The 19,904-nt window shown below is 71.6% G+C and carries 21 protein-coding genes; 10 read left to right on the forward strand and 11 right to left on the reverse strand.

All coding sequences use genetic code 11. The features are described 5' to 3' along the window. Positions 1–65: 65 nt before the first annotated feature. Positions 66–1,466, reverse strand: a complete 1,401-nt coding sequence (locus DI272_RS15040; RefSeq protein WP_258314566.1) for an MFS transporter — start codon at positions 1,464–1,466, stop codon at positions 66–68. Positions 1,467–1,557: 91 nt separating this feature from the next. On the opposite strand from DI272_RS15040, the gene DI272_RS15045 reads away from it, so the two are divergent. Beyond that, positions 1,558–2,079, forward strand: a complete 522-nt coding sequence (locus tag DI272_RS15045) for a MarR family winged helix-turn-helix transcriptional regulator (protein ID WP_258314567.1) — start codon at positions 1,558–1,560, stop codon at positions 2,077–2,079. A 107-nt stretch (positions 2,080–2,186) separates the two neighbouring features. Beyond that, positions 2,187–3,236: a PAS domain-containing protein gene (locus DI272_RS15050; RefSeq protein ID WP_109495862.1), complete on the forward strand. Its 1,050-nt coding sequence runs from the start codon at positions 2,187–2,189 to the stop codon at positions 3,234–3,236. A gap of 48 nt (positions 3,237–3,284) precedes the next feature. Here the strand turns inward: DI272_RS15050 and DI272_RS15055 are convergent, their stop codons facing one another. After that, the gene (locus DI272_RS15055; protein ID WP_109495863.1) at positions 3,285–4,682 is read right to left on the reverse strand and encodes a CHASE3 domain-containing protein; all 1,398 of its coding nucleotides are present in this window, start codon (positions 4,680–4,682) and stop codon (positions 3,285–3,287) included. Between the two features lie 163 nt (positions 4,683–4,845). Here DI272_RS15055 and DI272_RS15060 point away from each other — a divergent pair, with 163 nt between their 5' ends. Both DI272_RS15060 and DI272_RS15065 read left to right on the forward strand, forming a co-directional pair. Further along, positions 4,846–5,451 carry a VOC family protein gene (locus DI272_RS15060; RefSeq protein WP_109495864.1) on the forward strand — a complete coding sequence of 202 codons (606 nt, stop codon included), beginning with the start codon at positions 4,846–4,848 and terminating at the stop codon, positions 5,449–5,451. Positions 5,452–5,698: 247 nt separating this feature from the next. Beyond that, positions 5,699–7,102, forward strand: a complete 1,404-nt coding sequence (locus DI272_RS15065) for an FAD-binding oxidoreductase (RefSeq protein ID WP_109495865.1) — start codon at positions 5,699–5,701, stop codon at positions 7,100–7,102. Between the two features lie 231 nt (positions 7,103–7,333). Here the strand turns inward: DI272_RS15065 and DI272_RS15070 are convergent, their stop codons facing one another. After that, entirely contained in the window at positions 7,334–8,287 is a 954-nt protein-coding gene (locus DI272_RS15070) for a 2-dehydropantoate 2-reductase (RefSeq protein ID WP_181387189.1), read from the reverse strand. 410 nt (positions 8,288–8,697) lie between these two features. Here DI272_RS15070 and DI272_RS15075 point away from each other — a divergent pair, with 410 nt between their 5' ends. From DI272_RS15075 to DI272_RS15085, 3 genes are all read left to right on the forward strand, one after another. Continuing rightward, entirely contained in the window at positions 8,698–9,498 is an 801-nt protein-coding gene (locus DI272_RS15075; protein WP_109495867.1) for a GNAT family N-acetyltransferase, read from the forward strand. 3 nt (positions 9,499–9,501) lie between these two features. Continuing rightward, positions 9,502–10,146 (forward strand): peptide deformylase, encoded by a 645-nt coding sequence (locus DI272_RS15080; protein WP_109495868.1) that lies wholly within the window; start codon positions 9,502–9,504, stop codon positions 10,144–10,146. Positions 10,147–10,275: 129 nt separating this feature from the next. Beyond that, a complete protein-coding gene (locus tag DI272_RS15085; protein ID WP_109495869.1) occupies positions 10,276–11,169 on the forward strand; it encodes a Bax inhibitor-1/YccA family protein in 894 nt (297 codons plus the stop codon). Here DI272_RS15085 and DI272_RS15090 read toward each other — a convergent pair. Beyond that, positions 11,163–11,729: a TetR/AcrR family transcriptional regulator gene (locus tag DI272_RS15090; protein WP_109495870.1), complete on the reverse strand. Its 567-nt coding sequence runs from the start codon at positions 11,727–11,729 to the stop codon at positions 11,163–11,165. The genes DI272_RS15085 and DI272_RS15090 overlap by 7 nt on opposite strands. Before the next feature lie 141 nt (positions 11,730–11,870). Here DI272_RS15090 and DI272_RS15095 point away from each other — a divergent pair, with 141 nt between their 5' ends. Together DI272_RS15095 and DI272_RS45290 are read left to right on the forward strand one after the other, a co-directional pair. After that, positions 11,871–12,266 carry a hypothetical protein gene (locus DI272_RS15095; RefSeq protein WP_109495871.1) on the forward strand — a complete coding sequence of 132 codons (396 nt, stop codon included), beginning with the start codon at positions 11,871–11,873 and terminating at the stop codon, positions 12,264–12,266. A 121-nt stretch (positions 12,267–12,387) separates the two neighbouring features. Beyond that, entirely contained in the window at positions 12,388–12,867 is a 480-nt protein-coding gene (locus DI272_RS45290; RefSeq protein WP_258314568.1) for a hypothetical protein, read from the forward strand. A 19-nt stretch (positions 12,868–12,886) separates the two neighbouring features. Here DI272_RS45290 and ilvC read toward each other — a convergent pair whose 3' ends face one another. From ilvC to DI272_RS15120, 4 genes are all read right to left on the reverse strand, one after another. Next, positions 12,887–13,885, reverse strand: a complete 999-nt coding sequence (gene ilvC / locus DI272_RS15105; RefSeq protein ID WP_109495872.1) for a ketol-acid reductoisomerase — start codon at positions 13,883–13,885, stop codon at positions 12,887–12,889. A 40-nt stretch (positions 13,886–13,925) separates the two neighbouring features. After that, positions 13,926–14,732 carry an alpha/beta fold hydrolase gene (locus tag DI272_RS15110; RefSeq protein WP_109495873.1) on the reverse strand — a complete coding sequence of 269 codons (807 nt, stop codon included), beginning with the start codon at positions 14,730–14,732 and terminating at the stop codon, positions 13,926–13,928. Between the two features lie 116 nt (positions 14,733–14,848). Then, positions 14,849–15,727, reverse strand: coding sequence for a helix-turn-helix domain-containing protein (locus DI272_RS15115; protein ID WP_109495874.1), 879 nt, complete (start codon positions 15,725–15,727; stop codon positions 14,849–14,851). Between the two features lie 99 nt (positions 15,728–15,826). After that, positions 15,827–16,687 carry an alpha/beta fold hydrolase gene (locus tag DI272_RS15120; protein ID WP_109495875.1) on the reverse strand — a complete coding sequence of 287 codons (861 nt, stop codon included), beginning with the start codon at positions 16,685–16,687 and terminating at the stop codon, positions 15,827–15,829. A 209-nt stretch (positions 16,688–16,896) separates the two neighbouring features. On the opposite strand from DI272_RS15120, the gene msrA reads away from it, so the two are divergent. Beyond that, a complete protein-coding gene (msrA, locus tag DI272_RS15125) occupies positions 16,897–17,412 on the forward strand; it encodes a peptide-methionine (S)-S-oxide reductase MsrA (RefSeq protein WP_109495876.1) in 516 nt (171 codons plus the stop codon). Between the two features lie 54 nt (positions 17,413–17,466). On the opposite strand, the gene DI272_RS15130 is transcribed toward msrA, so the two are convergent. From DI272_RS15130 to DI272_RS15140, 3 genes are all read right to left on the reverse strand, one after another. Then, a complete protein-coding gene (locus tag DI272_RS15130) occupies positions 17,467–18,225 on the reverse strand; it encodes a creatininase family protein (protein WP_109495877.1) in 759 nt (252 codons plus the stop codon). 53 nt (positions 18,226–18,278) lie between these two features. Then, the gene (locus DI272_RS15135; protein ID WP_109495878.1) at positions 18,279–19,343 is read right to left on the reverse strand and encodes an alpha/beta fold hydrolase; all 1,065 of its coding nucleotides are present in this window, start codon (positions 19,341–19,343) and stop codon (positions 18,279–18,281) included. Positions 19,344–19,518: 175 nt separating this feature from the next. Next, the coding region (locus DI272_RS15140) for a helix-turn-helix transcriptional regulator (protein ID WP_146238436.1) at positions 19,519–19,904 on the reverse strand (386 nt) is incomplete at its 5' end.

Raw genomic sequence — 19,904 nt, forward strand, 5'->3', positions numbered from 1 at the left:
ACCTGAAGAGCCTGTTCACCCCCACAGCACCCTGACACCCCACGACCCGCGGCCCGACCGCGGCCCTACGGCTTCGCCTTCAGACGGCGGGCTCCCGACGGGGTGATCGCGCACAGCACGACCCCCAGCCCGAGCAGCGCGACGGTGATGGTGTGCAGGCCGCCGTCCGTGGCCCGGTCGCCGAAGGACAGGCTGATCAGGCTCGACGACAGCACGGCGCCCAGGTAGGTGAAGGTGCGCATGAGCCCGGCCGCGACGCCCACGGCCTCGGCGGGCGCCTGCTGGTACACCGCGGCCTGGTTCCCGATCACCCCCAGGCCGGAGACGACCCCGAACACCATGGTGATCAGTACCAGGGCCCAGACCGGTGTGGTCGAGGTGAACAGCAGCAGCCCGACCGGACCGACGACCGCGGCGGCGGCGGTGCAGTACAGGGCGGGACGCACCAGGTTACGCCGGGCGAAGGGGAGGGAGACCAGGGCGGCGAACACCGACATCGGCAGGATCAGCAGACCCACGCCGATCGCTGACAGCCCCCGCGTCTCCTGCAACCACTGTGTGAGGCCGTACAGGATGCAGTAGTTGAGCAGGAAGGTCAGGCACACCCGCAGATAGGTGGCGCTCAGCGCCTTGTTCCCGGCGAGCATGCGCACGTCGACGAACGGGTCGCCGGTCCTGCGCTCCCACAGGACGAGGGCGGCGAGCAGCACGACGGTGAGCGCGCCCAGCGCCCAGCGCGGGTGGTGCAGGTCGTTGAGGAAGAACAGCAGGGAGGCGATGGTGCCCGCGAACAGCACCATGCCGGGGACATCCAGCGGGGACGGGGCCGCGCCGGCCGCGGTCCGCTCGGCGCGCGGCGGGTCGCGCGGCACCCAGGCGAGGGTCATCAGCACCCCGAGCAGCACCAGGGGGACGTTGATGAAGAAGGTGATCCGCCATCCGGCGGCGGCGGCCAGCAGCCCGCCCAGCGGCAGCCCGAGGGCCGAGGTGACCTGGGCGGCGATCGCCAGGGCGCCCAGGGTGCCGCCCGGCGGCGCTGCCTCGTGCTGGGCCGCCCACCTGCGGACGATCACCATCGCCGTCGGGTAGCCGGCCGAGGTGCCCACGCCGAGGATGACGCGGGCGGCCACCAGGGTCGGCAGGTTGGGTGCCACGGTGCCCAGTGCGCCGCCGATCCCGACCAGGACGAGTCCGGTCACGAAGACGCGGCGCGGACCGAGGCGTTCGGCCAGCCGTCCCATGGTGGGCTGCCCGATGGCGCTGGCCAGGTACAGGGTCGACACCAGCCAGATGGTGGACGCCGCCCCGGCGTGGAAGGTGTGCCCGATGGCGATGAGTGTCGTGGCGATGATCGAGCTGTTGATCGGGTTCAGGGACGAGCCGAGCATCAACGGGAGGGTGAACCGCCAGCCAGGGCCCGCGACCTCGCGGGTGTGGCCCCGCGGCACTGTTTCACATATCTCCATGACTTCAATAATACAGGCAACCTGAACAGGTTGCCTGTATATGTAGATGTGAGGGAGCCATGGATCTTCAGGCAGCCTGTATGGTTCTGACGTGGACCCCGAAGAAGCCTCGGAAGAAGCCCTTACGGCAGACCTCGCACTCGGCCTCGTGCGCGCGATGGACCGCCTGCGCGGCCGCATCCGGTCGGAGAGCGGCATGCACGCGGGCCCCTGGAGCCGCAGTCAACTGGCCGCTCTGCACCGGGTGGCGGCCGGGCCGCCCATGACCACGAGCGACCTCGCCGCGGCCGAGTACATGAAGCCCCAGTCGATGGCGCAGACCCTCGCCGTACTGGAGAAGCAGGGACTCGTCAGCAGGGCGCCCGACCCCGGCGACGGCCGCCGCGTCCTCTTCTCGGCCACCCGGCGTGGCCAGGACGAGGTGGAGCAGTGGCTCCAGGCACGCGAGGCATGGCTCACCGAGGCCATCGACGGCACCCTCACCGGCGTGGAACGGACCGCTCTGGGCGTCCTCGTGACCATCCTCGAACGCCTCGCCGACTCCGACGTCACGTCGTCGACCCGCCGGGGACCGGCCGACGTCCCGGGCGAGGCGCATCGGAGGCGGCCCTAGGAGCCTAGTCAAATGACGTATGCCTGGCCGAGAACCGCCTGCCAGAGTTCTTCTCAGCGGCGGACTGCGGCGGACAAGTCGCCCGGCCGGGGGGAAGGACATGCGCGATGACGGCGATCGCTGAAACCTGGGAAAGCGTCCTCGAAGCCTGGGGCAGCGTCTTCGACGTCGTACGACAGCCCGTCTGGGCCGTGGACGCCGCGCACATCGTGCGGTATGCGAACCCCGCGGCGGCCGAGGCGACGGGCCGCGCACACCCTTCCGACCTGCTGGGCCGCGACGGCCGTCCGGTCGCCGCGCCCGCCGGCCCCGGAGCACCCGGACCAGGACCCGCCGGCCCTGCCGGCCCCGCCGCTCCTGCCACCGCACCGCGGGGCGAGGGCGCGCTCGCCCGTGCCGACGGCTCGCTGCTGCCGGTCCGCTGGACGCGGGTGCTGCTGCCCGGAGCGGGCGGCGACGCAGCGCTGTACCTCTTCCAGACATTCGCCGAGCCCGCCCCCCGCGACCTGTGCCGGCACACCCCCGAGGCACCGCTCCGGCTCCTCGCGCACCGGCAGGCGGAACGGGAGCGCCAGTACGCCGGGACCCTCCAGTACGGGGTCCAGGAACGCCTGGTCAGGGCTCTGCTCGGGCTCAACATGGCGCGACAGGAGCTGGGCGCGGCCCCGTCCCCGGGGGCCGATCTGCTGCACGACGCGGTACGCGACACCGAGGAGGCGCTGGCCGGCGTGCGGGAGGTCACCGACGCCCTGTGCCCCGGCGCCCTGCGGGCCGGCGGACTGCCCGCGGCGCTCGCCGCCCTCGCCCGGCGCCACCCAGGACGGCTGACCGTCTCCGGCACCCTGTCCGGACGGCTGCCGCGGCTGGTCGAGACACACGCGTATCTCCTGGTCGCGGAAGCCGTCGAGCGGGCCCTGGACCACGGCGGGGCCGACCATGTCCAGGTGACCGCCGACCTGGACCCCCACCTGCTGCTCACCGTCACCGACGACGGAGCACCGCCCGTGACTCCGCCCGACCTGGCGGCCCTGAGCGCCCTGACCGAACGGGCCGCGAGCCTGGACGGCACCCTGACCGCACACCACACCCCCGGCACCGGCACCACTCTCACCGCGACCGTCCCCCTGGGACCGCCTGAGGACGCTACGGGCGCCTGAGCACGAGGTATTGGCGCGGCCCCTGGCCCGAGCCGGGCCGGACCGGCCTCAGTCCCGCAGCGGGATCTGGATCAGGATGGTGGTGCCGCCGCCCGGCGGGGAGTCGATGGACAGCTTGCCGTCGAAGGCCGCCACCCGGTCCGTCAGGCCGGTCACGCCGCTGCCGGCCGTCTCCTTGCCCACGCCGCCGATGCCGTCGTCGGCGACCTTGATGCGCAGGGCGTCCCCGAACTCGATGGACACGTCGATCCGGGACGCCTCGGCGTGCTTGACGGCGTTCGTCACCGCCTCGGCCACGAGGAAGTACGCGTTGGACTCGACGGTGGAGGAGATCCGCCGCTCGTCCTTGGTCTCGACGACGGTGGGCACCGGGCAGCGGGACGCGAGGTCGTTGACCGCCGCCACCAGCCCCTTCACCGTCAGCACCAGCGGGTAGATGCCCGACGCCAGTTCGCGCAGCTCGTTGATGGCGGTCTGCGCGTTGTCGATCGACTGGTCCAGCAGGTCCGCCGTCGCCGCCTCGCTCTCGGGCAGCATCTCCCGCGCGAGCCGCAGCCCGATCATCAGGCTCACCAGGCGCTGCTGCGCCCCGTCGTGCAGGTCGCGGGCGGTGCGCCGGTGCACGGCCTCGGTGCTCTCCATGATCCGGCGGCGGCTGTCCTGGAGCGAGGCGGCCATGCTGTTGAAGGAGCTGCCCAGCGCGCCGATCTCCGCCACCTTGCTGGGCGGGATCCGCATGCTCAGGTCACCGCCCGCCAGTTCCTGCGCCGCGGCGGCGGCCCCGCGCACCGGCCGGACCACCGCGCGGTGCTGGAGGATCGTGAAGACGGCCACGAGCGCCATCGACGCCGCGAGCCCGAGGGCCGCCGCGAGCACCGCCTGGTGGCTGTTGGTGCCGGCGGCGTCGGTGCGCTCGGCGAGCTGGGCGCGTTCGTCCGCCATGTACCGGCCGAACTGGTCCCGCAGGGCGTCGATGCGTTCCTTGCCCTCGGTGGTCGTCTTCAGGGAGGACGCGGCGGGGTCGTCCCGCCGGACCATCTCGACCAGCGGGATCGAGTAGTCCGTCAGGAAGGACTCGACGCCCCGGGTGATCTGCTCCGCGGCACGCCGCTGCTCCGGGGACGTGGCGCTCCCGGTGAACCGCCGCGCCTCCGCGGGCAGCTCGGAACGGGCCTGCCGCCACGGCTGGAGAAACGTTTCGTGCTTGGTGATCACAAAGCCCCGCTGGCCGGTCTCGAGGTCCAGGAGCAGCCGCTCCATGGTTCCGGCCTCGACGAGTGCGGTACGGGAGGCCCGGCGGGCGGAGGTGGAGCTGTTGGCGTCGGAGATCGCCCACAGCAGGACCGCGAACGCCACGCCGAGCAGCAGGGCGAGCAGGCCGCTCGCCGCGACCGTGAGGCTCGTCAGCCCCAGCCGCCGCCCTCTGTACTCCTGCTGCGCGTTCATGCCCCGCCTACCGATGGAAAGAATCCGGACACCCTGCCGGATGCAATGTATCTCCAGCCAGGGGGTAGGTGTGTATCGATTGCACACACACCACCCCGATCTCTCAAGCGGTAAAAATACGTTTGATGGGATTTGCACCCTTTATGTAGATACCCTACCGGTGATGTCCCAGCGTTCTCATGTGCAGCCGAGGGAGAGGCAGACCGTCATGGCAGTGGAGCGGCTCGAAGTGGTGACCATCCCGGTGTCCGATGTCGAACGGGCGAAGGAGTTCTACGCGCGAATCGGCTGGCGGCTGGACCGGACACCGCCCACCAAGGTGCAGTTCACCCCGCCCGGTTCCGCGTGCTCGGTCCAGTTCGGCACCGGCCTGACCACCGCTGTGCCCGGCTCGGCGCAGAACATGTACCTGTGCGTCCACGACATCGTCGCCACCCGGGACCGGCTGACCGCCCTCGGCGTCGAGGTCGGCGACTACTACCACACCGGCGGGCCGGCTCCGCATCCCGGGCTGCACCCCGAACGGGAGAGCTACCGCTCGCACTTCCCGTTCAAGGACCCGGACGGCAACACCTGGCTGGTGCAGGAGGTCACCACCCGGCTGCCCGGCCGTGTCGACGCCCCGACGGCGGCCTTCACCTCCACCGACGCCCTTGCGCAGGCCCTTCAGCGCGCGGCGGCGGCCCACACCGAGTACCTGGAGCGCACGGGCGAGGACGACGAGAAGTGGGCCCAGTGGTACGCCGAGTACCTCATGAACGAGCAGTGAGCCGCCGGTCGCACCGGGGTGCCGCACCGTAGCGGGGCGATCGGGCCGGTGCCCGCGGCAGGACCGGCCCGCCCCGGCGGCCGACACACACTTTCGGACACATTCGTGTGAACGGTGAAGGCCGTCCGCCTCGTGTCAGTCACGTCAGGTTTCGACGCCCGTCGCCTGTTCCCGCGCCGCTTCGCGCGGGCGCGCCACGGGATGCTCCGCGTGTGTGAGTGAGGTTGCGATCAAGATGAGTGCGGATATGTCTGATGCGGCGGCCCTGCGGCTGAGCCCGCAGCGGGTGGCGGCGCTGCGGGACGCTGTCACGGGTCCGGTGCTGGAGCCGGGCCAGGACGGCTACGAGGCCGAGTGCGCCACGTTCAACCTGGTCTGCCCCCTGCGGCCGGCCGTCGTGGTCGGCGCGAGCAGTGAGCAGGACGTCGTCGCGGCGGTCCGCTTCGCCGCCCGCCACGGCCTGCCGGTCGCGGTGAAGTCCGCCGCCCACCAGGTGGTCTCCGCGGCCGAGGGCGCGCTGCTGATCACGACGGGGCGGATGAAGCGCATGTCCGTCGACGCGCAGAACGGCACCGTACGCGTCGAGGCCGGCGTGCGCTGGAGCGAGGTGCTGCCCCGCGCCGCGGAGGCCGGCCTGGCCCCGGTCGCCGGTTCGGCCCCCGAGGTCGGCGTCGTCGGCTACACGCTCGGCGGCGGCCAGAGCCCGCTGCTGGGCCGCAAGTACGGCTACGCCTCCGACCACGTGCGCCGACTGAACGTCGTCACCGCGGACGGCGAGCTGCGCCGGGTCACCCCGCAGAGCGACCCCGACCTGTACTGGGCGCTCCTGGGCGGCAAGGGCAACTTCGGCGTCGTCACCGAGATCGAGTTCGACGCGTTCCCGGTCTCCCGCTTCTACGGCGGCGGCATCTACTTCGCGGGCGAGCACCTGGAGCAGGTCCTCGACGCCTGGCGTGTTTGGCTGCCCACGGTGGGGGAGGACATGACCTCCTCCCTCGCCATCCAGCGGCTGCCCGATCTCCCCGGCCTGCCGGACCCGCTGCGCGGCGCCTTCGTGGTCCACCTGCGGATCGGCTACCTCGGTACGGCGGCCGACGGCGAGCGGCTCATCGATCCGCTGCGGGACGCGGCGCCGGCCCTGCTCGACCTGGTGGGGGAGAAGCCGTTCGCCGGCATCGGGGAGATCCACTTGGACCCCGTCGACCCGATGCCGTACTACGACCGCAGTCTCAGCCTGGAGGAGTTCTCCGGGAAGACGGCGCAGACGCTCGTGGAGCTGACCGGCCCGGATTCGGGGTGTTCCCTGGTGAGCGTCGAGATACGGGCGCTCGGCGGCGCCTTCGACCGGGAGCCGGAGTTCCCCAACTCGGTGCCCAGCCGGGGCCTTCCGTACGTCGTCTTCGGGTTCGCGGTGGGAGCACCGCACCAGGCGGACGAGTTGCGGGCCGAGCTGACGCGGGTCTTCGACGGCCTGGCGCCCTGGGCGGCCGAGCGCAGCCTGGTGAACTTCCTCTCGCCGGACGAGGCGACCGACAGCGCGGGGGTGCGGGAGGTGTACGGGACGCAGCGCTACGAGCGGCTGGCCGTTCTGAAGACGACGTACGACCCGGCCAACGTGTTCCGCTTCAACTACAACATCACACCCGCCTGATCGAACCTCGGCCCCGTGCGCCGCGGCGTCCTGCCGTGGCGCACGGGGCCGAGGTGTGAGCTGTCGTAGCTCACCTTCGGGTCGGCCTGGAACGAGGCGGCGAGTTCGGCCGTGGTCACCGGGCCGGTGGTGCCGAGACCCGGGAGGGCGCGGCGCGGAAGATCGCGCCGCGCCCTCCCTCATGGGCTGAACGGTGGTGCCCCCGGGCGTGGTTCACACCGATGCGGTGACTCAGGCGGCCGCGAGCTGGGTGCCTGCGGGTTCCTCCGCCGTCGGCGCAGCGTGCAGCGGGGCGAGCGCGTGGAGCAGCGCCGTCATGGCCCGGTTCAGCGGTACGTCGATCCCGTAGAGGTCGGCGTACCGGACCACCGCCCCGTTGAGCGCCTCCCACTCCAGGGAGTTGCCGGAGAGCCGGTCGTACAGCATCGACGTGCCGTTGCCGTCGCTGAACTCCTCCATGAACGCCAGCGTCTGGAGCACGTCCGCGCCGGTGAGCCGGGCCCCGACGGCCTCGGCCACCACCTGGGTCTCGCGCATCAGGCCCTCGGCGAGGTCACGGATCATGCGGTCGCCCATCACCTCCATCCGGCGCAGGGTGAGCGCGGTCAAGGGGTTCACCGCGGCGTTGAGCATCAGCTTGCGCCACGCGGCCGTGAGCAGGTCCTGCTGCGGGCGGATGTCCGTGCCGCTGCCCTGGAAGAGCCGGGTCAGCCGGTCCGCCGCGGGGCCCGCGGGGACGTCGAGGCTGTTTCCGTAGCCGTGCCGGATGTGGCCCGGCGCCAGCCGCTCGGCCTGGATGTACACCAGGGCCGGCAGGACAGTCGTCTTCGGGACCAAGGCCTGCACGTCATCGGTCTGCTCCACGCCGTTGCGCAGGACGACGACGGTGGTGTGCTCGTCGCACAGGGCGGCCAGCCAGCGGGCCGTGCCGGCGGTGTCGAAGGCCTTCACCGCCAGCAGGACCCAGTCCACCGGCCGCACGTCCGCCGGGTCGGTGACCACGGTCACCGGCACGTGTTCCGTACCGCCGGAGGTCTCTATCACCAGTTCGTCGAACGGGGTCCGGACACAGAGCGAGACGTCGTGTCCGGCTCGGTGCAGGGCCGACGCGAACACGCCGCCGACCGCTCCGGCACCGACCACGGCCACAGACTGCCGGGTGTTGCCCTCGCCTGTCAGGGTCATGGGATTCTCCTCATCGTGAGTCAGCGGGGCCGGCGTCGCAGGGGTGTGCGGGAGGCTCCGCGGCAGCATCAACACGCGCCCGTCTCACCCATTGGTTCACACGTGTGAGATTCACGGCAGGTGTTTCAGATACGTGTTACTCCAGTGTGCCTCGCCCGGTGAACAAACGGCGTCGTCGGTGAACCCGTGGTGTCCCCGTATCCGTGTGAAGAGCGGCAGGCTCCCGTCACGGCCGGGGCGGGAGCAGGGCGGCCGTGCCGACTGGTGCGCATCCGGGCGGCCACCCACCGGGCTCTCCCCGGCCTCGCTGTGGGGGCGAGAAAGGAAAAGAGAGCCCGGGACTGCCGTCCTGCGCCGATCGTTGGAGCGACGGGGGACATTCACATACCCGACAAGGTGAGGGAGTTGCAGTGACGGATCTCGCGGCCGCGGTGGAATCGGTGGCACAGCTGTCCACGGTCTGGCGCGCCATGGTGCTCGACCGCGACGAGCAGGCCGACGTACGCGACCTGCCGGGCATCGCCGTCCGCTGGGCCGACTGCCGCTTCGCCTTCTGGAACGCGATCACCCTCAACGAGGTGGGAGTCGACCCGGAGCTCCTGGAGAAGCGCCTGGCCCAGGCCGCGGACATCATGCGGTCGAAGCAACGGCCCGGCTTCCTGTGGCTGTTCGAGGACCTGCTCGCCGACGACGCCGGCGCCGCCCTCGACGCGGCGGCACAACGCGCGGGCCTCGTGCACGCCTTTCCCGGCACCGGCATGGCCGGCGACCTGCTGCCCATCCCGGAGCCCCACCACCCCGACCTCACCTTCCAGCGGGTCACCACCGGCGAACAGCTCACGGCCTACGCCGACATCAACTCCCGCGCCTACGGCTTCGATCTGGCGGACGGCCGCGACGGACTCGCCGGCTCCGCGCTGTGGAAGCGGGACGTGTACGCCTACCTGGCCCTGCGCAACGGCACCCCGGTCGCGTGCGCCGCGACCGTCGAGGCGCAGGGCAGGCTGTTCGTGATCCTCGTCGCCACCGAGCCGGGCCAGCAGCGCCGCGGCTACGGCGAGGCGGTGACCCGCAAGGCCCTGTACGAGGGCGCCCGCGCCACCGGCCTGACCCGGGCCACCCTGCACGCCACCGTCGCAGGCGCCCCCGTGTACCCGAGGATCGGCTTCGAACCGAACTCCCCGATGCGCTTCTACACCCTGGCGAGCTGACTCATGAGCACCCGCACAAACTCCCACCAGCTGTCCGAGTGCGTCGAGGAACTCCTCGCCCCCGGCGGCCCGTTGCCCATCGTCACCGCGGGCCGCCCCGTCCTGCGCGGCGTCGCCGAACCGTACGACGGCCAGCTCGACGACGCTCTGTTGCAGCGTTTCGTGGCCGCGCTGCGCACGACGATGCTCGACGCTCCGGGCGTGGGCCTGGCCGCACCCCAGGTCGGCGTCCCGCTGAGCATCGCCGTGGTGGAGGACCGGGCACGCGGCCCCCGCGAGGCACTTGAGGCACGCGGCCGTACGCCCCTGCCCTTCCGGGTGCTGCTGAACCCCTCCTACGAACCGGAGGGCGACACCCTCGCCGCGTTCTTCGAGGGCTGTCTGAGCGTGCCGGGCTGGCAGGCCGTGGTGGCCCGGCACGCCCGGGTGCGGCTGCGCGGCCAGGACGAGCACGGGCAGGCGGTCGACGAGGTGTTCACCGGCTGGCCCGCCCGCATCGTCCAGCACGAGACCGACCACCTCAACGGCACGCTCTACCTGGACGTGGCCCAGCCGCGCTCGCTGTCCACGAACGAGGCGGTCGCCGAGCTCTGGTCCCAGCCCACCCCCGGGACGGCCGCCCGGGAGCTCGGGTTCCCGGTGCCGTGACGGTTCGCGCCGTGCGGAGTTATACGCCCGACTCCACCGTCAACTGACTGATGTGCACCGTTTGTCCGGCAATGCAGGCTGACGGCAGCCGACGCCTCCGGCGTGTCCGACACGGAGAGAGGACCTGGCGTGACACCGGTCGAGCAGCAGCGTTCCCTGAAGAGCAGCAACCCGATCCTGGCCTGGCCGCAGTTCGAGCGGCGGGGCGGCCAGAAGACGGTGGCCAGAGACCCGCGCGCGGGCATCGCCGTCGTACAAGGCCGGAGCGCCACGGGCCAGGACCTCGACCAGGCCCATGAGAACGACACCGGCCCGCTGCCCCTCACGGTCGGCGACCTGATGACGATGGCCGACGTTCTGCCCCGCTGGCTGGCCGGACTCGGGGTGACGGCCCTCGCCGTCACCCTGTCCTGGATCTTGCTGCCCCACCTGCCCGTGGGCATGGCCGCCGCCTACGCCATCGCCGGCGGCGCCGGACTGTCGGCCGCGGTACTGGTGGTCGTGCAGTGCCGCCGCAAGCGGCCGTCGCCGACCCTGGCCCTGACGTTCGCCGCGTTGCAGGGCATATGTCTCGGGGTTCTCTCGGCCACGGCCTTCAGCCGCCTCGCCCCGGGCCTGCTCGTCCAGACCGTCCTGGGGACGATGGCGACCTCCGCCGGAGTCCTCCTCGCCTACCGGCTGCGCTGGATGCGCGTGCACCGGCGGCGGTACGGCTTCGTCGCCGCCGTGGTGTGCGCCCTGTGCTTCCTGGCCCTCGCGGACACGGCCCTGTTCCCGCTCATGGGCGCCGAGGGCCTGGGTGTGCGCTCCCCGGGCCTCGGCATCCTGATGGGCCTGGTCGGCGTAGCCCTCGCGGTGTCCTTCCTGCCCCTGCACCTGCGCAAGGTCGAGGGCGCTGTCACCCACGGCGCCCCCCGCGACCAGCGCTGGCCGGCCGCGTTCGGGCTCACCCTGAGCCTGACCTGGCTGTATGTGGAGATGGTCAGGCTGCTGACCCTCTACCCCGCCGAGGACTTCTACTGATCCGCCGGCCCGGCCCCCGGGCACAGTCCCCGCATCAGGACCTCGAAGAGCCGCGTCTCCCGGTCCCGGTCCTGATCGCCGCCGTCCGCACTGATGCGCCACAGGGGACCGAGCAGCGTGAGCACGTCCTCGGCCGTCGTCCCGGCGGCGATGGTCCCGGCCGCCGCATTGGCGTCCACCAGCGCCGACAGGGCGTCCAGCAACGGCCGGTACGCCTCCCGGCACGGCTCCGTCAGCACCCCGCCGGCTCCGCGCATCGCCTCGGCGAACTCCGGCGCGCACCGGCCGACGTACAGCAGGCGCCGCAGCCAGGCGCACAGCCCGTGCTGCGGGGACAGAGTGGTCAGCAGGCCGGGTACGGCGGTCACCAGCTCCTCGACCTCTTCCCCGTACACCTGGAGCACCAGGCACTCCCGGCTGGGGAAGTGGCGGTAGAGGGTGCCCTGGCCCACGCCCGCCCGGCGCGCGATGGACTTCAGCGAGGTGTCGCCGGGGCCGGCGAGCACCTCAGCCGCCGCCTCGAGGATGCGCAAACGGTTGGACAGTGCGTCCGATCTCATCGATGCTCCGGTCTTCTCCGCGGGATACACACATTTCATGTGACCTCACCGAGACACGTATTCTGATGGGAACTTACACCGACATGTCCGCCGGAGCCCGGCGGACACATGTCACTCATGAGCAGAAGGCCATCGAAACCCATGTCCCATGACACCGCCGCTCCCTGCGCCGCCCCGGAGCGGCACCTGTCCGCCATGGAGCGGCTCACCTCGCTGACCGCCGGCCTCGGCGCGGACCTCGACCAGGGCGCCTGGGTCCCTGGACCGCTGGAACGGACGCTGGCGGGGCGCCTGCTGGTGGCCTGCGCCGGAGACGGTCAGTTCACCCCGGACCGGCTGCGCGAAACCCTCTGGGAGGGCAGCGTCGCCCTGGCGTACGCCGGAGGGGGCCGCCTCGCCGGCCTGCTGGCCGGGCTGCACGAGGTGACCTCGCACGCCGCCCCCCACGCCGTGCGCCATCCCGTGCTGTCCGAGGCCGCACGCCTGCTGGAGCGCACGGCCGCCGGCATACCCCGGCAGGACGACGACGTGTTCTGAGTCGCGCCCGCAGTCAGATGACGGATGTGCTTCCCCTCCGGCTCGGCGAAGCTACACGCCACGAAGCACACAACGGGCTTCACACCACGAAGCACGCACCGGGCGCGGAGGGGGAGAGAACATGACGAGACACGACAGGTTCAGCCGACCGGGCGGCGGCCCCGCACAGGCCACGACGTCACCGTCCGGACCGCGGCCCGGCGGCCACCGTCCGGCCCGGCCCGCCCTCAGCCTCGTGCCGGGCACCCGAGGGGACGCCCCGGTCGAACTGTCCACGCTGACCCGGCAGCCCATGCCCGCCGACGTCCGGGGCGCGATCGTCACCCCCGTGCGCGGCGCCCTCATGGCCACCTGGATGCCGCTGGACGGCCCCTCCCGTATCCCGCAGGGCCGGGTCCTGCTGGCCTGGACGCCCGCGGGCGGCGACCGTACCGACGTCACGGCCCATCTGGGCCTCGCCGGCGCTCAGGTGCTGCTCGCGGTCTGGCCGGGCCTGCGCGGCGACTGGTCCGGGGTGGTCCGGCCCACCGTCGCCGAGGTGACAGAGCTGCACGCCGCGCTCCGCCTGGCCACGGTGGTCCTGGACCGTCTGACCGACTGAGCCCCGGCGGCGAGAGGCTCTACGCCTCCTCGTTCACCCAGCTCATCAGCTTGCGCAGCTGCTTGCCGGTGGTCTCCAGCAGCAGTTCGGAGTCCTGCCGCTTGTACTCGTCGTACTTCTTCAGACCGCCGTGGTACTCCGCCATCCAGCTCTTGGCGAACGAGCCGTCCTGGATCTCCGCGAGGATCTTCCTCATCTCCGCCTTGGTGGCGTCGGTGACGATCCGGGGACCGGTGACGTAGTCACCCCACTCGGCGGTCTCGGAGATCGACCAGCGCATCTTCTCCAGGCCGCCCTCGTACATCAGGTCCACGATCAGCTTCATCTCGTGCAGGCACTCGAAGTAGGCGATCTCCGGCTGGTACCCGGCCTCGGTCAGCGTCTCGAAACCGGCCTTGACCAGTGCGGTCGTACCGCCGCACAGCACCGCCTGCTCACCGAACAGGTCGGTCTCGGTCTCCTCGGTGAACGTCGTCTCGATGACGCCGGCGCGGGTGCCACCGATGCCCTTGGCGTACGACAGCGCCAGCGCGAGGGCGCCGCCGGAGGGGTTCTGCTCGACGGCGACGAGACAGGGCACGCCGCGGCCCTCCTCGTACTGACGACGGACGAGGTGGCCCGGACCCTTGGGGGCGACCATGCACACGTCGACACCGGCCGGGGCCTTGACGAAGCCGAAGCGGACGTTGAAGCCGTGGCTGAAGAACAGCGCGTCGCCGTCCTTCAGGTTCGGGGCGATGTGCTGCTCGTAGACCTCGCCCTGGAGCGGGTCCGGGATGAGCATCATGACCACGTCGGCCTCGGCGGTGGCCTCGGCCACCGTCAGCACGCGCAGGCCCTCCTCCTCGGCCTTCGCCCGGGACTTGGAACCCTCGTGCAGACCGACGCGGACGTCGACGCCCGAGTCGCGCAGCGACAGCGCGTGGGCGTGGCCCTGGCTGCCGTAGCCGATGACCGCGACCTTGCGGTTCTGGATGACGGACAGGTCGGCGTCGGCGTCGTAGAACATCTTGGCCATGGGGGGCGTCTCCTTGCTTGGTGTGACAGCCGTGTGTGAGTCACACGTGTGAATAGGTGGTGGTGCGGTGGGTGCGGCCGGCGAGGGAGGGGTGCAGGCCGCGGAAGAAGTCGGTGAGGAGCTCCAGCGTGCGGTCCGGCTCCTCGAAGGTCGCCGCGTGCCCGCCTCGTACGGCGGCCAGCCGCGCCCCGGGCATGCCGTCCGCGAGCTCCACCGAGTGCTTCGGTGACACGAACCGGTCCCCGGCGGCCGCCACGACCAGCGTGGGAGCCGTGACCGTGGCAAGGTCCTCGCGGACGTCGACGTCGAGGGTCAAGGCGATCTGCCGGGCGGTGCCGGCCGCGGCCGTCAGCAGCCGGGTGGCCAGGTACTGGGCCGTCTCCGGGGTGCGGGCGGCCAGATAGTCCTCGGAGAAGGCCAGCATGGTCAGGAAGGAGCGCAGCTTGTCGTCATGGCGGGCGAGCAACGACGCCCAGGTCTCCAGCCGGAGCCACAACGAGGTGTGGGGCCGGGCGAAGCCGGACAGGGTGAGGAGGCCGCGCACCCGTTCGGGATGCCGGGCGGCGACCTTGATGGCGACGGCCGCACCGAGCGAGGGGCCGGCGATCACGAAGTCGCTCAGCCCGGCCCGCTCGGCCGTCGCCACCACCTGCTCGGCCACGGCGTCGAGCGTCAGACGGCCTACGGGCAGCGCGCTGCGCCCGGACCCGGGAAGGTCAATGAGGACGACGGTGTGGTCGGCCGCGAGGCCGGCGAGCAGCGTCTCCCAGGTCAGGGCCGCGGTGCCGCCGACACCGGGCAGGAGCACCAGACCGGGCCCGCTGCCGTGGACGTCGTACGCGAGCATGCGCCACCTTTCTCACACGTTCCTCGGGAACATGAGCCGCACGAGCTGCATCACAGCTGCATGAGCTTCCCTAGGAGCACGAGAGAGGGCGGCGCGCGGGTTCACCTGTGCCTTGCCTATGAGGTCCTGTTCCTCGCCGCGTCCGGTGTCGCGGACTCCGCGGTCCAGGAGGTGAGGATGCGCAGCGCGTCGTGGGAGGGGCTGCCGGATTCGGCGGTCAGGACCATCAGGCGCTGGCCGGAGCCGTCGGACGCGGCCCAGGTGTCGCAGTCGAGGGTGAGGTCGCCGACCAAGGGGTGGCGGTAGTGCTTGGTGCCGTAGGTGGCGCTGTTGACGTGGTGTTCGGCCCACCAGGTACGGAAGTCGGTGTCCCGGATGGTCAGTTCGCCGACGAGGGCGGCGAGGTCCGGGTCGTCGGGGTCGGCGGCGGCCTCCATGCGCAGCGCGGCGACCGCGTCCCGGGCGTCGTGGGCCCACTCGCGGTGCATGCCGCGGATCGCGGGGTCGGTGAACATCAGGCGCAGGTAGTTGCGCCGGGCGGCCGGTACGGCGGCGAAGTCGGTGTAGAGGGCCGTGGCGGCGGCGTTCCAGGCCAGGATGTCCAGGCGCCTGCCGAGGACGAGGGCGGGGGCGTGGGGGAGCTGGGCGAGCAGGCGGCGCATGGGGGGCCGTACCCGCTGGACGGGGCGGCGACGGCGGGGCCGGTCGTCGGAGCGGCCGGCGAGTTCGTACAGGTAGCGCTCCTCGTCCTCGTCCAGGCGCAGGGCGCGGGCCAGGGTGGCCAGGACGGGGGCGGAGGCGCGGACGCGGCCCTGTTCGAGGCGGGTGTAGTAGTCCACGCTGATCGCGGCGAGGGCGGCGACCTCCTCACGGCGCAGCCCGGCGACCCGGCGGGCGGAGTCCGTGGCGGGCAGGCCGCAGTCGCGCGGGTCCAGCTGCGCTCTGCGGGCCTTGAGGAACGCACCGAGGGCGCGGGGGGCGGAGGGTGAGGCCATGGGTCCATTCTCCTGCGGTCCGCACACCCGCGGAGCCGGCACAGGTGTGACGTGGCCCGAGGACGGCGGGGTGTGGTGCCCCGCCGTCCTTCGAGGGGGTCAGCGAACGGTGGCGCGGGCGGCCCGCTCGATCACGTCGGCCACCAGGCGGGGGTGGGAGACGGCGACCGAGTGGGAGGCGGCGACCTCGGTGGTGTGCGCGTGGGCGCGCTTGGCCATGAAGCGCTGCACGGCCGGCGGGATGTTGAGGTCCTCGGTGGTGATGATGTCCCAGCTGGGGATGGTCTTCCAGGCGGCGGTGGTGGCCTTCTCCTCCAGCGCGGACTGCGCGATGGGCCGCTGCTCGGCGGCCATCAGGGCGGCCTGCTTCGGAGCCACGTCGGCGGCGAACTGGTGGCGGAACTTGTCCTGCTGGATGTACAGGTCGGTGACCGAGGAACCGTCGGTCTGCTGGTAGGTGACCGGGTCCAGGGTGCCGGGGAGGGTGGAGCCCGGGTACTTGTTGGTCAGCTCCAGGGCGCTCTCGCCGGGGGCGGGCAGGAAGGCGGCGACGTAGACCAGCGCCTTGACGTCGGGGTCGTTGGTGGCGGCCTCGCTGATGACGTTGCCGCCGTAGGAGTGGCCGACGACGATCTTCGGTCCCTTGATGTGGTCCAGGAGCGAGCGCAGGGCGGCGGCGTCGGAGGCCGGGCCGCGCAGCGGGTTGGCGGCGGCGACGACCGGGTAGCCGTCGGCCTTCAGGCGCGAGATGACGCCGTTCCAGCTGGAGGCGTCGGCGAAGGCGCCGTGCTCCAGGACGACGGTGGGCTTGGGGTGCTTGCCGGCGTTCGCGGCCTCGGCCGTCTCGGTCGCGCCGTTGGCGGTGCCGCTGAGGGCGAAGGCGCCGAGGGCGACCCCCGCGGCGGCCGTCGCCACCGCTCCCATGGCCAGCCGCTTGCGTCCACCCTTGATGCTCATCATGACGAACCCCTCTCAGGAATTTTTATCGGTGACTGCGGTGTTTCGGCCTTGCAAGGTTCGTCACCGCTTTGACTGGTGACGAATCTGTCATGCAGTGCGTCACCTGTCAAGACGGTGACGCGAGTGTGGAGGTTTCCGGCCCGCCGACGTGCGAGCCTTGAGACCTGCGCGAACGAGCGCGAAGAGAAGCGACGGAAAGGTGAGGTGCCATGAGCGACGCCGAGGAGAGGGCGCTACTGGCGGGCGGCTGCTTCTGGGGCATGCAGGAGCTGATCCGGGCCCTGCCCGGGGTGAAGGACACCCGGGTCGGCTACAGCGGTGACAACGACAAGCCCAACGCCACCTACCGCGACCACGGAAACCACGCGGAGTCGATCGAGATCACCTTCGACCCCGAGGTCACCGACTACCGCACGATCCTGGAGTACTTCTTCCAGATCCACGACCCGAGCACGAGGAACCGCCAGGGCAACGACATCGGCGCCAGCTACCGCTCGGCGATCTTCTACTACGACGACGAACAGCGCCGCGTCGCCGAGGACACCATTGCCGACGTGAACGCCTCCGGGCTGTGGCCGGGACCGGTGGTGACAGAGGTGGTGCCGGCCGGCCCGTTCTGGGAGGCCGAACCGGAGCACCAGGACTACCTCCAGCGCTACCCGGACGGCTACACCTGCCACTTCCCGCGCCCCAACTGGCGCCTGCCCAAGCGCGCCGAGGCGTGACCCGCGGTGCGGCGGGGGACGGTGCTCACCTTTCCCCGCCGCACCACCCGTGTACTACTTCGCCCAGGGGTCCCGCACGATGATGTCCGCCAGCGCCGAGGCGCACCCGGACAGCATCCGCTCGCCCTTCTCAGGACTGGCGACCCGGGCGTCGCCCGCCACCCCCGACTCGGTGATCCGGTCGAAGGACACGGCCATGTACACCGGCTCGGTGGACTCCGCCGGCAGGGTGATCCGCGGCCCGTGCGCCTCCACCAGGTGCTCGGACCGGATCAGGTCCGGGTGGGCGGCCATCATCATGGACGTCTCACCCTCGCACGCGTGCATCAGACCGTCCTGCGTCTCCAGGGTGTCCCGCACCACCTCCCGCCCGGCGCCGAAATAGCTGGCGAACGCGATCGGCGTCGCCAGCTCCGCGGTCAGCTCGGTGGTGAGGGCGTTGAGGGCGGTCATGTTCCCGCCGTGCCCGTTGACGATGAGGATGCGTGAGAAACCCGCCCGGATCACGGAGCGGCAGATGTCACGCAGCAGCGCGTGCAAGGTGGGCAGGCTCAGGGTGAGCGTGCCCCCGAAGGCCATGTGATGCTCCGACAGGCCCGTCGGCACCGACGGCGTCACCACCACCCCGGTCTGCTCGGCCGCCAGCACCGCCGCCCGCCGGCACACCTCCGCCGCCAGGAAGTCGTCGACACCGGTGGGCAGATGCGGGCCGTGCTGCTCGGTGGCCCCGATGGGCAGCAGCACCACCGCGTCCCGCGCCGCGAGGGCGCGCAGCTCGGCGGCGGTCAGACGGTTCCACAGGACTTCACTCATCGGGGCTCCTCGTGGTCAGAGGTGATCGGCGGCGTCGGCGGTGAGCGGCGCCGTCAGAGGTGATCGGCGTCGACCACGGCCTGCGCGAAGACCGTGGGCGCCTCCTGCGGCAGGTTGTGACCGATGTTCGCGATGGTGCGGTGCTCGTAGGGACCGGTGAAGTGGCTGCGGTACGCCGAACCGTCACCCGGCGCGGTGAACGGGTCCAGCGCAGCGTCGAGCGTGACCGTCGGGACGCCGATGGGCGGCTGGGCCGCCAGCAGCTTCTCGTAGCGGTCGTAGCGGCGCTCACCCTCGACGAGGCTGATGCGCCAGCGGTAGTTGAACAGGACGATCGCCGCGTAGTCGGGGTTGAGGAACGCCTGCGCCGTGCGCTGGTACGTGGCGTCGTCGAAGTTCCAGTTCGGGGAGACCAGCGTCCACACGTAGCGGCACAGCGCGAGGCGGTCGTCGACGTTCTCCATGGCCTTCTTGCCGCGGTCGGTGGCGAAGTACCACTGGTACCACCAGGTGTGCTCGACGCCCGGCGCGGCGGGCGCGAGCTGCGCCTTGCGGTTGGTGATGAGGTAACCGCTGGTGGAGACCATCGCCTTGACGCGCTCGGGCCACAGCGCCGCGATGATGTCGGCGGTGCGCGAGCCCCAGTCGAAGCCGGCCAGGACCGCCTTGTGGATCTTCAAGGCGTCCATGAACGCGATGATGTCCAGCGCGATGGCCGACTGCTCGGCGGTCCGCGGCGTGTGCCGGGACAGGAAGCGCGTGCTGCCGTGGCCCCGCAGATAGGGCACGAGGACCCGGTAGCCCTGGGCGGCCAGCAGCGGCGCGACGTCGACGAAGCTGTGGATGTCGTACGGCCAGCCGTGCAGGCAGATCACGACCGGGCCGTGGGCGGGACCGAGCTCGGCGTAGCCGACGTCCAGCAGCCCCGCCTTGACCTGCTTGATCACCGGGAACTCGGTGTGCGTGCCGGGGGTGATGGTCGGCACCGTCGGAACAGCGGTGCCGGACTGCTGGCCGGCGGTCGCGGCGGACGCGTTGGTCTGCAGGCCGGACAGCGAGACCGCGGCCGCGCCGGTACCGAGGCCGACGGCCTTGCTGAAGGTGCGCCTGTTGATCATGTGAAGCCTTCCGTCGTGTTTCCGATGACCGTCCCGCAGACCCGTGAACGGGGCTGGCGGCACACACTTTCGTCCCCATCGAAACCGGACACATCAGTCATGTGACGGTGAAGCGTATGAGGCGCCCCCTGGCGTACGGCGGCTTAAGCCATCCGCGGCGCGGCCCCTCCGCCCCTCACCCGCTCTCCTCGCCCTCCAGCTTGGCCAGCGCGTCGCGCAGGGCGGCGCGGGAGGTGATGCCGAGCTTGGGGAAGACCCGGTACAGGTGTGAGCTGACCGTGCGCGGCGACAGATGCATGCGCTCGCCGATCTCCCGGTTGGTCAGGCCGCTCGCCGCGAGATCCGCGATACGGCGCTCCTGCCACGTCAGCTCGGCCGACGGCACGGACGGGGCACGGGTGGCCATCCCCGCCACCCGCAGCTCGGCCCTGGCCCGCTCCGCCCAGGTGGCCGCGCCTAGGCGCTCGAACACCTCAGCGGCCCGCGTCAGATACGGCCGGGCGGTTTTGGGGCCGTGGGTGTGGCGTTGGCGGATGCCGTGGGCGAGGTGGATGCGGGCGA

The organism is Streptomyces sp. Act143 (assembly GCF_003143935.1).
GTDB lineage: Bacteria > Actinomycetota > Actinomycetes > Streptomycetales > Streptomycetaceae > Streptomyces.

Excerpts from the sequence above, each read along its gene's own strand:
- DI272_RS15090 (WP_109495870.1), bottom strand. The coding sequence starts at position 11,729 with ATGAGATCGGACGCACTGTCCAACCGTTTGCGCATCCTCGAGGCGGCG.
- msrA (WP_109495876.1), top strand. The coding sequence starts at position 16,897 with ATGAGCGACGCCGAGGAGAGGGCGCTACTGGCGGGCGGCTGCTTCTGG.
- DI272_RS15130 (WP_109495877.1), bottom strand. The coding sequence starts at position 18,225 with ATGAGTGAAGTCCTGTGGAACCGTCTGACCGCCGCCGAGCTGCGCGCC.
- DI272_RS15080 (WP_109495868.1), top strand. The coding sequence starts at position 9,502 with ATGAGCACCCGCACAAACTCCCACCAGCTGTCCGAGTGCGTCGAGGAA.
- DI272_RS15110 (WP_109495873.1), bottom strand. The coding sequence starts at position 14,732 with ATGCTCGCGTACGACGTCCACGGCAGCGGGCCCGGTCTGGTGCTCCTG.
- DI272_RS15070 (WP_181387189.1), bottom strand. The coding sequence starts at position 8,287 with ATGACCCTGACAGGCGAGGGCAACACCCGGCAGTCTGTGGCCGTGGTC.
- DI272_RS45290 (WP_258314568.1), top strand. The coding sequence starts at position 12,388 with ATGACGAGACACGACAGGTTCAGCCGACCGGGCGGCGGCCCCGCACAG.
- DI272_RS15040 (WP_258314566.1), bottom strand. The coding sequence starts at position 1,466 with ATGGAGATATGTGAAACAGTGCCGCGGGGCCACACCCGCGAGGTCGCG.
- DI272_RS15050 (WP_109495862.1), top strand. The coding sequence starts at position 2,187 with ATGACGGCGATCGCTGAAACCTGGGAAAGCGTCCTCGAAGCCTGGGGC.
- DI272_RS15135 (WP_109495878.1), bottom strand. The coding sequence starts at position 19,343 with ATGATCAACAGGCGCACCTTCAGCAAGGCCGTCGGCCTCGGTACCGGC.
- DI272_RS15120 (WP_109495875.1), bottom strand. The coding sequence starts at position 16,687 with ATGATGAGCATCAAGGGTGGACGCAAGCGGCTGGCCATGGGAGCGGTG.
- DI272_RS15095 (WP_109495871.1), top strand. The coding sequence starts at position 11,871 with ATGTCCCATGACACCGCCGCTCCCTGCGCCGCCCCGGAGCGGCACCTG.
- DI272_RS15115 (WP_109495874.1), bottom strand. The coding sequence starts at position 15,727 with ATGGCCTCACCCTCCGCCCCCCGCGCCCTCGGTGCGTTCCTCAAGGCC.
- DI272_RS15065 (WP_109495865.1), top strand. The coding sequence starts at position 5,699 with ATGTCTGATGCGGCGGCCCTGCGGCTGAGCCCGCAGCGGGTGGCGGCG.
- ilvC (WP_109495872.1), bottom strand. The coding sequence starts at position 13,885 with ATGGCCAAGATGTTCTACGACGCCGACGCCGACCTGTCCGTCATCCAG.
- DI272_RS15055 (WP_109495863.1), bottom strand. The coding sequence starts at position 4,682 with ATGAACGCGCAGCAGGAGTACAGAGGGCGGCGGCTGGGGCTGACGAGC.
- DI272_RS15060 (WP_109495864.1), top strand. The coding sequence starts at position 4,846 with ATGTCCCAGCGTTCTCATGTGCAGCCGAGGGAGAGGCAGACCGTCATG.